The organism is Amycolatopsis plumensis, from assembly GCF_042652605.1.
GTDB lineage: Bacteria > Actinomycetota > Actinomycetes > Mycobacteriales > Pseudonocardiaceae > Amycolatopsis > Amycolatopsis plumensis.
The window spans coordinates 7,729,479-7,743,277 of the sequence record NZ_JBHSJY010000001.1 but is presented as its reverse complement, the minus strand read 5'-3'; the positions used below and the strand labels follow the sequence as shown (position 1 = coordinate 7,743,277).

General features: G+C 75.1%; 4 protein-coding genes. All 4 read right to left on the bottom strand.

The window, feature by feature from the left end; genetic code table 11:
* Positions 1 to 10: 10 nt before the first annotated feature.
* Genes sbnA through ACFPLC_RS37320 form a run of 4 tightly spaced genes read right to left on the bottom strand, consistent with a single transcriptional unit; the run spans position 11 to position 13,770 of the window.
* The gene (gene sbnA, locus ACFPLC_RS37335; RefSeq protein WP_378197987.1) at positions 11 to 1,000 is read right to left on the bottom strand and encodes a 2,3-diaminopropionate biosynthesis protein SbnA; all 990 of its coding nucleotides are present in this window, start codon (positions 998 to 1,000) and stop codon (positions 11 to 13) included.
* Positions 987 to 1,913, bottom strand: coding sequence for a threonine ammonia-lyase (locus tag ACFPLC_RS37330; protein ID WP_378197989.1), 927 nt, complete (start codon positions 1,911 to 1,913; stop codon positions 987 to 989). The genes sbnA and ACFPLC_RS37330 overlap by 14 nt, the downstream gene beginning before the upstream one ends.
* Before the next feature lie 5 nt (positions 1,914 to 1,918).
* A complete protein-coding gene (locus tag ACFPLC_RS37325; protein WP_378197991.1) occupies positions 1,919 to 8,776 on the bottom strand; it encodes a non-ribosomal peptide synthetase/MFS transporter in 6,858 nt (2,285 codons plus the stop codon).
* Positions 8,773 to 13,770, bottom strand: coding sequence for an amino acid adenylation domain-containing protein (locus ACFPLC_RS37320; RefSeq protein ID WP_378197993.1), 4,998 nt, complete (start codon positions 13,768 to 13,770; stop codon positions 8,773 to 8,775). Before ACFPLC_RS37320 ends, ACFPLC_RS37325 begins: the two co-directional genes overlap by 4 nt.
* Positions 13,771 to 13,799: the final 29 nt, after the last annotated feature.

The window sequence follows — 13,799 nt, the reverse complement described above, 5'->3', positions numbered from 1 at the left end:
GAGAAGCTCCTCAGGGAAGGGCCGCGAGCGCGCGGGACGCGGGAGCGGGCAGCTCGCCGAAGTGTTCGCGCACCCAGTGGTCGGAGTAGATGGTGTCGAGGTACCGGTTGCCGTCGTCGGGGAAGACGAGCACGCACACCGAGCCCGCCGGGATGCGGTCCCGCAGCTTCCCCAGCGCGGCGACGGTCGCGCCCGAGGAACCGCCCGCGAGGATCGCTTCGCAGGCCACGAGCTCGCGGCAGGCGCGCACGCACTCGAGGTCGGTCACGTGGACCACCTCGCGCACGGCGGAGGTGTCCACCAGCGGCGGGCGCCGTCCGGCGCCGTGCCCGGGCAGCAGCCGTCCCTCGGTCGGGACGTGGAAGATCGCGCTGCCCGCGGCGTCGACCGCGACGAGCTCGGTGGTGAGCCCGTGCCGCCGGATGTAGTCCGCGCAGCCGCGCATGGTGCCGCCGGTGCTGACCGAGCAGAACAGGTAGTCGACGCGGCCGTCGAGGGCCTCGGCGATCTCGCGCATGGTCTGCTCGTGCGCCGCGGGGTTGAGCGGGTTGGCGTATTGGTCGGGCCAGAACGCGTCCGGCAGGCGCGCGAGCAGCTCGCGCACCCGGGCGATCCGGGCGCCGAGCAGATCGCCGTCCACCGGCTCGGTGACCAGTTCGACGGTGGCGCCGTAGGCCCGCAGGAGCGCGATCGTCTGTGCGGTCGTGCGGGTGTCGACGACGCAGACGAGGTCGAGCCCGAAGTAGGCGCACAGCTGGGCCAGGCCGACGCCGAGGTTGCCCGAAGTGGACTCGACCACGACCGAGCGGCCGGGCACCAGCGTGCCCGCGCGCAGGGCGCCCTGCAGCATGTGCAGCGCGGTCCGGTCCTTGACGCTGCCGCCGGGGTTGAACTTCTCCATCTTCGCGAAGACGCGCAGGCCCTTGCCGATCCGGTCCAGGGCGACCAGGGGCGTGCCGCCGATGGTCGCGAGCACCCCGCCGATTTCAGCCGTGCTCAACGGACACCCGCTCTCTGCTCGGGGCGGCGACGTTCCCGCCGGAAACGATGGCGACCACGGGCCCGGCGACCCGCCCGGTCAGGTGCGCGGCGGTGGCCACCGCGCCGCTCGGTTCGGCGAGCACGCCGAACGCCTCGAGCAGGAACGCCTGCGCGGCCACGATGTCGTCCTCGCCGACGGTGACGATGTCGTCGACCAGCGCCCGGATGTGCTGCCAGGCCAGTTCGCCCAGCACCGGGGCCCGCAGCCCGTCGGCGATCGTGCGGTAGGTCCGGGCGACCGGCCAGCGCACGAGCCGTCCGGTCCGCAGCGACTCGGCGGCGTCGGCGGCCAGTGCGGGCTCGACACCGACGACCCGCGTCCCCGGGGACAGGGCCTTGACCGCGACGGCGACCCCGGCGAGCAGGCCGCCGTTGCAGACCGGCACCAGCACGGTGCCGGCGGAGGGCAGGTCCCGGACGATCTCCGCGCCGACCGTGCCGTGCCCGGCGATCACGGCGAAGTCGGCCGAGCCGACCAGCGCCGCGCCGGTGCTCGCCAGCAGCTCGGCCGTCGCCGGTTCCCGGCGGGCGGGGGGCACGATGACCACCTCCGCGCCCAGCGCCCGCACGGCCTCGACCTTGAGCGCGGGTGCGGTGTCGGGCAGGACCACGGTGGCGCGCAGGCCGTGGCGGGCCGCGGCGTAGGCGATGGCCCGCCCGTGGTTGCCCGAGGACTGGGCGAGCACGTGCTGCCGTCCGGACAGGCGCGCCACGGCGTTGAGCGCGCCGCGGACCTTGAAGGAGCCCGTCCGCTGCCGGTTCTCCGGTTTGATCCACAGGCTGCGGACCGGCCCGGCCAGTTCCGTCGGGAGCAGCGACGGGCCGATGAGGGCCGCGGCCTCGGCGATGTCCGCTCCGGTCACCAGAGTCATCGCCGTCACCGCGCCAGCGCCTGGTCGGCGAGGGCCTGCACGCGGTCGAGGTCGGTGTCGACCTCGGCCGGTGGGGCGGCGTCCGGCAGCAGGACGTCGATGTCGCGCAGCCGCCGCCAGCGCAGCCCGAACCCGCCCCAGACCATGAGGAAGAGGCCGGAGACCACCATCAGCGTGGCCGGGCCCAGCCGGTCGGACAACGCGCCCGCGGTCAGGTAGCCGAGCGGGGTCATCGCCGTCGCCAGCATGACGTTGATGGCGAGCACCCGGCCCTGCAGGTGCTGGCCGACCTTCGTCTGGATGATCGACAGCCAGTGCGCGTTGCCGATGCTCATGCAGGCCAGCCGCACGAACAGGCCCGCGCCGATGACGACGGCCGACGGCCACGCGCCCATCAGCAGCACGCCGGCCCCCGACCCGATGACGAAGGCGATCATGCCGGTGGCGCGGCGTTTCGTGCCGCCCCAGAAGACCACCACGACCGCGCCCACGGCGGCCCCGATCCCGCCGGCGGCGCTGACCAGCCCGAGCTCGCCGGCCGACCCGACCGACAGCACGAGCGGCGTGATGACGACCCACATCAGCGCGGTGAAGTAGTTGACGACGGCGAAGTAGCCGACCATCGCCAGCAGCGGCTTGCGGCGCACCACGAACGTCAACCCGCCGGTGAGCGCCTTCTTGAAGGGCTCGTGCCGGGTGAAGAACAGCCGGTCCGGGAACCGCACGGCCACGAGCGTCCCGACCCCGACGGCGAAGGTGGCCACATCGACCACGGCCACCGAGGTCAGCCCGGACAAGCCCATCAGCAGGCCGCCGAGGATCGGCCCGAGGACGGTCCCGAGCCCAGCACCGATGTCGGCGAGCGCGTTGGCCTGCGGCAGGTACGGTTTCGGGACCAGCTGGGCGATGGCGGCCAGGTAGGCGGGCCGGTGGAACGCCGACGCCACCGACGTGACCCCGACGATCGCGCACACCGACCCCAGTTCGAGCCGTCCGACGGCGATGAGGACGGCGAGCGCGGCCATCGCGGCTCCGGCGACGAGGTCGCAGGCGAGCAGGATGCGCCGCCGGTCGACCCGGTCGGCGAGCGCGCCGCCCACCGGGGTGAGCAGCATGGCCGGGACGCGGGCGAGCAGGACGACGAGGGCGAGGTCGAGCACCCGGCCGCTGCGCTGGTAGGCCCAGACACCGAGGGCGAAGGAACTCAGCTCGTTGCCGATCATCGAGACGGCTTGCCCGCCGGCGACGGTGTAGAACGCGCGCAGGCCGCGCTTGGCGGCGACGGGCACGTTGTCGACGCGCGGCGGCAGGTGCCCGGCGGCCCAGCCGGCGAGCCGGGTCTTGAGCACCTCGGCGACTTCGGCGGCCTGGTGACGCAGGAAGTAGTGACCGGCCTTGGGGATGACGGCCAGCTCGACCCGGTCGGCGAACGCGCCCCATTCGCGGTGGCGTTCCTGGTAGAGCTCGGTCGCGGGATCGCTGGAGCCGACCACGCAGAGGATCGGCGCGGAGAGGAGGCCGGGGTGCCCGGCGGCCGGTAGCTGCTCGGCGCTCGGCGAGGCCGGAGCGCGGTCGCTCGTCCCAGCAGGCCGCGGCCGCTCCCGGGCCAGTTCGCGCCCGAACCACGCCTGGGCCTGCTCCGCGTCATGCCGCAGCCCGCGCAGCATGGCCGCGCTGGCCCGCTCGTCCATGTCGTCGAGCAGGCCGCCTCCGGCGCGCAGCGTGTCCCGGTACAGCCGGTCCGACACCCAGCGTTCGCGCGGGAACCGGCGCTGCCACCACGCCGACAGCCGGCCCGGCAGGCGCGCCGCCGGGAAGCTGCCTGCCACGACCACGCCCACCACCGGCCGGCCGTCGGCCTCCAAGCGGGCGGCCAGTGCCGTCGCGACCGCGGAACCCACGCAGTGCCCGTACAGGGCGACCGGCCCGGTGACCGTCCGGCCGATCTCCTCGGCCAGCAGCGCCACGATCTCGTCGATCGACCGGAACTGCTCGTCCGGGCGCGCGACGTCGTGCCCGGGCAGCTCCACGGCCCGGACGTCGATCGCCGAACCGGCCAGTGCGTCGGCCAGCGGCCGGAACACCGCGGCCGAGGCGCCGCCGTAGGGCACGCAGATCAGCGTCAGCTCCGCGGTCCCGGCGGGGGAGAGCCGGTGCAGCATGCCGCCGGTTTCCTTGCCCGCGTCGAGGTAGGCGGCCAGCTCGCGCACCGTCGGGTGCAGGAAGAGATCGATGACCCGCAGCCGCTCGTCGAGCTTGCGCACGGCCCGGACCGCGGTGAAGGAGTGCCCGCCGAGGGCGAAGAAGTCGTCGTCGGCGCCGACGCGGGGCACGTCGAGGACCTCCGCCCACACCGCGGCCACGCGCTGCTCCGACGGCGTCGCCAGGACACCGCCGCCCTTCTTCTCCGCCACGGCAACCGGTTCCGACGGAGCGGAGGCGGTGACCGTCACCACGGCGTCCACATCGGACAGCAGGTCGGCGAGCAGGTGCCGGAAGTCGGCGATCACGCGTTCGGCCGTGCCGGGGTCGAACAGGTCGGTGCGGTAGGCGAGTTCGCCGAGGTAGTGGTCGCCTTCGTTGACCAGCACCATGCTCAGGTCGAACTTCACCCGCTCGGCCGCGGCGCCCAGCGTCGTGACCTCGAGTCCCGGGAACGCGGGCTCGGCCGCGGGCTCGTCGAGGACGTTGAGCAGCACCTGGAACAGCGGCGTCGCCGCCATCGTCCGGTCCGGCCGCAGCCGCTCGATGATCTGCTCCAGCGGGGTCTCGGCGTGGGCGAACGCGCCGAGCACGGTCTCCCGGACCCGCGCGACGAGGTCCCGCACGGTCGGCTCGCCGCCGAGGTCGGTGCGCAGCACCAGGGTGTTGACGAAACACCCGACGGTCGACTCGACGTCCGGGTGGTGGCGGCCCGACTCCGGCACGCCGACCGCGACGTCGCCGGTGCGCGCGAGCCGGCCGAGCAGCACCTGCCAGCAGGCGAGGAGGACCATGAACGGGGTGGCGCCCAGTTCGACGGCGACCCGCCGGATCGCCGCGGTGAGCGGGGCGTCGAGCGTGTACCGCACGTGCCCGCCGGACCAGTCGGCCACCGGCGGCCGGGGCCGGTCGGTGGGCAGGGGCAGCAGCGGCGGCAGCCCGGCCAGCCGCTCGCACCACCAGTCGAGGTCGGCGGTGTTGCCGCGGCCGGCCATCCAGGCGGCGTAGTCCGCGTACTGGACGCGGGCCGGCGCGAGCGGCCGGCCCGCGTAGGCGGCGGCCAGCTCGGCGCTGATGATGCCCCGCGACCAGTTGTCGGTGGCGATGTGGTGGACGGTGATCGCCAGGACGTGATCGTCGGGGGCGACGCGGAACAGTTTGGCCCGCAACGGTGGTTCGCGGTCGAGGGCGAACGGGCGGTCCACTTCGGACAGCCAGGGCTCGGTGCCGTCGGCGTCCACGAGGGACACCGGGACGGACTCCTGGGGCACGGCGGTCGGCGTGCCGTCGCGCTCCTCGATCACGCTGCGCAGGACCACGTGCCGGGCCGCCACCTCCCGGACCGCCCGCAGCATCGCTTCGGCGTCCAAGGGGCCGCGCAGCCGCAGCACCATGCCGCGGTTGTAGGCCGGACCCGGCTCCAGCAGGTCCAGGAACCACAGCCGCGCCTGCGCCGAGGACAGCGGCGCGGGCGCCTCCGGGTCGGGCCGCACCGGGATGGGCGCGCCGCCGAACGCCCCGCCCGCGCCGGACTCCAGCGCGGCGGCGAGGTCGGCCAGGACCGGGTACTCGAACACCGTCCGGACGGCGACGTCCCGGCGCAGCGCCTCGCTCAGCCGCCCGGCCACGCGGACCGCGGCGAAGGACTGGCCGCCGACGGCGAAGAAGTCGTCGTCCGCGCCGACCTCGGCCACGTCGAGGACGTCGGCCCAGATCCGCGCCACCAGCCGTTCCGCCGGGGTGGCGACCGGGCGCCGCACCGCGGGTGCCGGGGCGGCCGCGTCCGGCAGCGCGGCCCGGTCGATCTTGCCGTTGGCGTTGAGTGGCAACCGGTCCAGCACCGTGAGCGACGACGGCACCAGGTAGTCCGGCAGGCGCTCGCGCAGGGTCCGGCGCACGGCGGCGACGTCGAGCGCGGTGCCCGCCGCGGGGACCAGCCAGGCGGCGAGCCGGCGGTCGAGGCCCTCGCCGACCGGCAGGGCGACGGCTTCCGCGACCCCCTCGACGTCCCGCAGGGCGGCGGCGACCTCGCCGAGTTCGACGCGGTGGCCGCGCACCTTCACCTGGTCGTCGGCCCGGCCGCGGAACTCGACGGTGCCGTCGGCCCGCACCCGCAGCACGTCCCCGCTGCGGAAACAGCGCACGCCGGTGCCCAGCGGGTCGGGCCGGAACCGGGCGGCGGTCTGCGCGTCGTCACCGAGGTAGCCTCGGGTGATCTGCGGGCCGCCGATGAGCAGTTCGCCGGGCACGCCCGGCGGCACGACCGTCCCGGTGTGGTCGACCAGGTGACCGACCACACCGGGCAGCGGCGTCCCGAGCGGCACGTACCCGGCCCGCTCGTGGCCGGGGATGGTGGCCACGTCGCAGGTCAGCGAGATCATCGTGCTTTCGGTGTGCCCGTAGTGGCTCTGCACGCGCAGCCCCGGCCGCGCCGCCTCGACGCGCTCGACGAGCGACCACGGGCACGCTTCCCCGGCCAGGACCAGCAGCCGCCGCGGCAGCACCGCCGCGAGATCGCCGTGGCGGGCCAGCAGTTCGAGGTGGCTGGGCACGCACTTGAGCACGTCGACCGGGTGTTCGGCGACGTAGGCGGCGTAGGCCTCCGGGTCCATCGCGGTGTCGCGCTCGACCAGGTGCACCGTGCCGCCGGTGGTCAACGCGCCGTACACGCACGTCAGGCCGAAGTCCGCGGCCGGGGTGGAGACGACCGCGAACGACGCACCGGCGACGTCGCCGAGGCGCGGCAGCATGCCCGCCAGGTAGTGCGCGACGTTGCGGTGCTCGACCGCGACCCCCTTCGGCGCGCCGGTCGAACCCGACGTGAAGATCACGTGGATCAGTTGGCCGCCTTCGATGGTGACGTCCGGGCGGGTGCGGGGCTGCCCGGCGATCGCGTCGCCGACGGTCAGCACGCTCACGCCGGGGACCTCGATCGGCAGGCCGGGCTCCGCGAGCAGGATCCGCGCCTTCGCCGTCCCCAGGATCGCGGCCACCCGCGCGGCCGGGTACGTCGTGTCCATCGGCAGGTAGGCCCCGCCCGCCTTCATGATGCCGAGCACCGCGCAGGCGACGTCGGTGCCCTGCTCCAGCAGGATCCCGACCGGCTCGTCCGCGCGCACACCCAGCGCCCGCAGCCGGTGGGCCAGCATGTTCGCGCGTTCGTCGAGCTCGCGGTAGGTCAGCGCACCGGTGGCACCGACGACGGCGACCGCGTCCGGGCACCGGTCGACGGCCCGCTCGATGAGCACCGGCACCGGAACCGGCTCGGTCCCGTCCGAATCCGGCCCGGCCAGCACCGGGCCGGTCACGGTTTCGAGCGGCACGTCGGCGACCGGCCGGTCGAGGTCCGCGGTGACGCCGTCGAGCAGGGCCACGAACCACCGGCCGATCCGCTCGGCCGTGCCGGTGTCGAACAGGTCGGTGCGGAACGCCAGCCCGCCGCGGTAGCCACCGGCCACCCGCGACAGGGCGAGGCTGAGGTCGAACTTGACGCCCCGCACCGGCGTCGGCCGGACCCGCACCCCCAGCCCGGGCAGCGCGGGCTCGCCCGGCGGGTCGTCGAGGACGTTCAGCATCACCTGGAACACCGGCGAAGCGCCGAGGCTCCGCTTCGGGGCGACGCGTTCGACGATCCGCTCGAAGGTGACGTCCGGGTGCGCGAAGGCGTCGAGCACGGTGTCCCGGGCGGCGGCGAGCAGGCTGCGCCCGGTGGTGACGCCGGAGAGGTCGGTGCGCAGCACGAGCGTGTCGACGAAGCAGCCGACGACGCGGTCGGCCTCCGGTCCCCGCCCCGATCCGGGCACGCCGACGGCGATGTCACCGGTGCCGGCCAGCCGCGAGAGCAGCGCCTGCCAGCAGGCCAGCAGCACCACGAACGGCGTGCAACCGGTCGCGCGGCCGATCTCCTCCAGCCGCGCGGTGAGTTCGGGCGGCACCGCGACGGCGACTTCGGCGCCCTCGTCGGTGGCCACGACCGGGCGAGGCCGGTCGGTGGGCAGTGCCAGCAGCGGGGGCAGCCCGGCCAGCCGCTCGCACCACCAGTCCAGGTCGTCGTCGGACGGGACCGAGGCGACGTCGGCGTACTGGCGGGCCGGCGGTTCGGGAGCGGGGCGCGCGCCGAGCCGGGCTGCGTAACCGGCGGCGAGGTCGTCGAGGACCACCGTGGTGGAGTCCGCGTCCATGGCGATGTGGTGGAACGTCAGCGCCAGGACGTGGTGGTCCGCGGCGAGCCGGAACAGCGTCGCCCGCATCGGCGGCTCGTCCGCCAGGGCGAAGGGCTTCTCCGCCTCGGCGGCGAGCGCGGCCTCGAGCCCGTCCGCCGTGACGTCCACAGTGGACACCGGGACCCGGGCCGCGGGGACCGGGCAGGCCCGGGGCTCGCCGTCGATCTCCCGGTACACGCTGCGCAGCACGGTGTGCCGGTCCGCGACGTCGCGGATCGCCGCCAGCAGGGCCACGGTGTCGGCCGGTCCGGTCAGCTCCAGCGCGACCGGGATGTTGTAGGCGTGCCCGGCGGGTTCGAACCGGGACAGGAACCACAGCCGCGCCTGGGCCGGGGAGAGTTTCGCCGGGCCGGAGGCGGTCGCGCGCAGGGCCGCGGCGGCCCGGGTTTCGAGCAGTTCCCGCACGCGCTGGGCGGGGGTGAGCACCGACTCGGTCATGCCGTGCCTCCGGTCGGGACGGCGTCGAGCGCCGCCAAGGCGAGGTTTTCCAGGCCGGTCGCGAAGTCGCGCAGCACGGGCCGGTCGAGCAGGGTGGCGGCCGGGATCGGGAACCCGAGGGCCTCACCGAGGCGGCCGGTGATCCCGGCCGCGTGCTCAGGTGTGCCGCCGAGGGCGCGGAAGTCGTCGAGCGCGCCGATCCGGGCCCGGCCGAGCACGTCGGCCCACACGGCCGCCACGAGCTCCTCGATCGCCCCCTCCACCTCCGGGGCACTTTCACGGGAAAGTGCCCCTTCCGCGGCCAGGTGGGCGGTGAAGTCGGCGAGCACCGGGTGGTCGAAGAGGGTCCGGACGGTGATCCGGCGGCCCAGCCGCTGGTGCAGCAGCCCGACCACCCGCGTCGCCGCCAGTGACCGGCCGCCGAGGGCGAAGAAGTCGCTGTCCGGACCGAGCTCGCCGACGTCCAGGCAGGCTCGCCAGACCTCGGCGACCACCGCCTGGGCCGGGGTCAGCGGCGCGGCCGGAGCCGGGTGCGCCGCCGGGATCGGGGCGAGTGCGCGCCGGTCGAGTTTCCCGTTGGGCAGCACCGGAAGCGTGTCCAGCGTGGCCCACCGGGTCGGCACCATGTACCCGGGCAGCAGCCGCCGCACGTGCCGTTCGGCGGCCACCGCGTCGGCCGAGGCGGGCGTGAGATAGCCGGCGAGGTAGGTGTCTTCCACCACCGCCACGGCGGCGTCGGCGACTCCGGGCTGCGCCCGCAGGACCGCCTCGACTTCGCCGAGCTCGAACCGGTTGCCGCGGACTTTCACCTGGTCGTCGGCGCGGCCGAGGAACTCGAGGGTGCCCTCCGGGCGCCACCGGACCAGATCGCCGGTGCGGTACCAGCCGCTGGTGAACGCCGCGGCCGTCAGCTCCGGCCGCCCGCGGTAGCCGCGGGCGACACCGGCGCCGCCGATCCACAGCTCGCCGATCGCTCCGGGCGGCGCCACGCGGCCGGCTTCGTCCCGCACGGACAGGCGTGTCCCCGGCGTCGGCGTCCCCAGCGGCACGCGGGCGTCGGTGACGCGGTGCGCGGTCGCCGCTACCGTCGTTTCGGTGGGGCCGTAACCGTTCCACAGCTCGCCGACCAGCGGACGCACCCGGGCGGCGAGCTCGGCGTCGAGCACCTCACCGCCGAGCAGCAGCCGCAGGGCGGGATCGCCGGTCCAGCCGGCGGCCAGCAGCATCCGCAGGCTCGTCGGAGTCAGGTCGGCGACGGTGACGCCGGTCTTGGTGAGCCACTGCCCGAGCTGGTGCCCGTCGACGGCGGTGTCCCGGTCGGCGACGACGCAGCGCGCGCCGGTCGCCAGGGGCCACCACAGCTCCTCCACGGACACGTCGAAGGCCAGCGGCGCGATCGCGGCCATCGCGTCGTCACGCCGCAGGCCGTGGCTCAGCGTGCGGGACCGGACGAAGGCGTGCAGGTTCGCGTGGGTCACTTCGACGCCTTTCGGCCGTCCGGTCGAGCCCGAGGTGGAGAGCACGTAGGCGAGGGCGTCCCCACCCGGAATCGCCGGTTCGGCGGGCGGGGCGTCGTCGCCGGCGTCGACGAGGACGGCGTCCGGCATCGCCGCGACGACCTCCGCCGCGGTGTTCCGGGCGACGCCGTGGGTGAGCACGACCCGCACACCGGCCTCGGCGGCGAGCCGGACCAGCCGCCGCGCCGGCTGGTCCGGCTCGAGCGGCAGGTAGGCCGCCGCGGCCCGCCACACCCCCAGCAGGGTGGCGGGCAGGTACTCGTCGCGCGGCAGGCACACGCCGACCGCGTCCCCGGCGCGGACTCCCGCGGCGACCAGGGCACCGGCGACCCGGTCGGCGTGCCGGACCAGCTCGGCGTACGTCAGCTGCCCGTCCACGGTGGACACCGCGACCGCGTCCGGGGTGAGCTCGGCGTGCCGCAGGACCGCGTCCGGCACGCTCACCGTCTCGGCTGCCGGCAGTTCGGGGCCCGTTCCCCAAGCTTCCAGCTGCGCCCGCTCGTCGTCGGCGACGAAGTCCAGAGTGGACAATATCGTGTCCGGTGTGGACAGTGTGGTGCGGAGAACGTGCAGCAGGGAACGGGAGAACCACTGTGCGCGGGCGGGGGAGAGCAGGTCCGGATCGTGCTCGACGATCAGCTCGCCGCCGTCGGCGTGTTCGTTGACGAAGACGGTCAGCGGGGTGTGGCTGCCGCCGGTCGGCAGCTCGCCGAGCAGGTCGAGACGGACTCCGGGGCCGGGCACCGACACCGGCAGCCCGGCCGGCTGGACGGCGAGCGAGACCGGGGTGAGCGGCATCCCGGCGGGGCGGTCGCCGCCCCACAGCCGGGTCAGCTCGGCGGTCGGCAGGCCGCGGTGGTCGATCGCCCGGGCCGTCGTGGTCATCGCCGCGCGCAGCAGGTCGCGGAACGTCATGTCCGCGGAGAGCCGCAACCGGACCGGGAGCACGTCGACCAGGGGCCCGACGGTGTGTTCGAGTTCCGGGCGGTCCCGCTGGGCCGCGGCCGTGCCGAGCAGGACGTCGGAGGTGCGCCCGAGCTCACCGACCAGGACACCGAGCGCCGCCAGGTACACCGCGAACGGCGTGACACCGGCCGACTCGGCCAGCGCGCGGACCGCCGAGCGCAGCGACTCGGGCAGCGGGCTGCTGATCCGGTCGCCGAGGAACCGGTGGCCGGCGCGGTCGAACAGGGCGTCCGGCGGGGTGGCCCCGGCCAGTTCGCGGGCCCAGTACCGCTCCCGGTCCGGCCGGGCGAGGGCACGTTCCCGCAGGGCGATCTCGCCGACCTGCGCCGGGGTGCCGTCCGGCACGACCCCGGCGAGTTCCGCCATCAGGACGCCGATCGAGAAGCCGTCGGTGGCGATGTGGTCGGAGACGACGACCAGGTCGGTGACGTCGCCGGCTGGCCGGAGCACGGTGATCCGCAGCAACGGCGTTTCGGCGGACAGGTCGAAGGCGTGCCGGGCCGCGGCGGCGGCGAGCTCGTCGGCCTGCCCGTGCGGCCCGGGACGCAAGTCGTGCACGTCGATCGGCACCGGCGCCGGTTCGCCGATGACCACGACCGGTTCGCCGTCGCGCTCCTGGATCGTCGCGCGCAACGAGTGGTGCCGGACCACCACGGCGTCCGCCGCGGTCTGCAGGGCCGCCACGGAAAACGGGCCGTGCCACCGCAGCCGCCACGCGGCCGTCGTCGCGGTGCCCGTCGAGCCGAGCTGGGCTAGGGTCCACAGGTCGCGTTGGGTGTTGGTCAGCGGATGGCCGGCAAGTCCGGGATCGCGGACGGGCGCCGCGGCCGGTGCGATCGCCGGGGCCGCGTCCAGCCGCCGCGCGACGGCCGCCACCGTGCCGTCGGTCAGGAACTCTTCCAGTGTCACTTCGCGGCGCGCTTCCTCCCGCAGCCGCGCGACAGCCCGCGCCGCGGCGAGGGAATGTCCGCCGGAGTCGCTGAACCGGTCCTGCACGCCGATCTCCGGCAGCCCGAACGCCGCCGCGACGACGGAGGCCACGAGCTGCTCGGTGGCCGTACCGGGCGCGACGTACCCGGTCGCGTCGTCGCGGTCGAACACCCACGCCGCCAGCGCCGTCCGGTCGGCCTTGCCGGTCGTGCCCAGCGGGATCGCGTCCAGCACCGCGATCCGCGACGGGACCAGGTGTCCCGGCAACCGGGCCCGCAGCCAGTCCCGCAGTCCGGCCTCGGTGAGCGGCTCCCCGGCCGGCTCGGCGAACGCGACGAGCCGTCGTTCCCCGGAGGCGTCGGCCGGTGCGAGCACCACGGCGTTGCCGACACCCGGGTGCGTCAGCAGCGTCGCCTGCACCTGCCCGGGTTCGACGCGGAACCCGCGCACCTTGACCTGGTCGTCGGCCCGCCCGGCGAAGTGGTACACCCCGCCGTCGCGCCGGACGAGGTCACCGGTGCGGTAATGCCGGACACCGGCGTCGTCGAGGACGTACTTGCGCGCGGTCAGCTCCGGCTGCCCGAGGTAGCCCCGCGTCACCAGCGTGCCGCTCACCCACAGCTCGCCCACCACGCCGTCGCCGAGCGGGCGGCCCGCGTCGTCGCGCACGGAGAAGCCCGCGCCGGGCAGTGGCGTGCCGATCGGCGGGTCGGCGCGCCCGGCCCGGCCGACCTCGTGGCTCGAGCAGTTCACCGTGGCCTCGGTGGGGCCGTAGCAGTTGACGATCCGGCGCACGCCGGGGTTGCGGTACAGGCGGTCGACCAGCGACCGGCTCAGCGCTTCGCCCGCGATGGCGACGGTCCGTACCGACTCCGGCAGCGGCGTCCTGGCCAGCACCGCGAGCACCGACGGCACGCCCTGCACGAACGTCACCTCGTCGCGGGCCGCCAACCCGGGCAGCGCCAGGAGGTTCTCGGCGAGGATGACGCTGCCGCCGGTGACCAGCGGCGGAAAGATCTCCGCGACCGAGGCGTCGAAGCAGACCGAGGCCGCGCCGAGCACCCCGCGCAGCTCGTCGTCAAAGTACGTGCCCGCGGCCCAGCGCAGCAACGTCAGCACGTTGCGGTGCTCCACCTCCACCCCCTTCGGGCGGCCGGTGGAGCCGGAGGTGTAAATGACGTAGGCGAGATCGCTCCCCGTGCCCGCGACGCCGGGGGAGGAGGTCCGCGTCCCGTCGATGTCGCCGACGGCGAGCACGCCCGGCCCCGGCTCGTCCGCCACCACCAGGGTCAGGCGCGAGTCCTCGACGATCGCGGCGATCGACGCGGGCGGCGCGGCCGGGTCGAGCGGCACGTACGCGCAGCCCGCCTTCAGCACGCCCAGCAGCACCGGCACCAGCCACGGCCCGCGGCGCAGGCGCACCCCGACCAGGTCACCGCGGCGCAGCCCCCGGCCGAGGAGCGCGTGAGCCACCGCGTTGGCCGCCTCGTCCACTTCGGTGTAGCTCAGCCGGCGATCGCCGGCGACGACCGCACAGCGGTGCGGTGTCCTGTTCTTCTGCGCCTCGAAGGCGTCGTTCACCCGATCAGCAATGCCGAGATCTGCCCGCA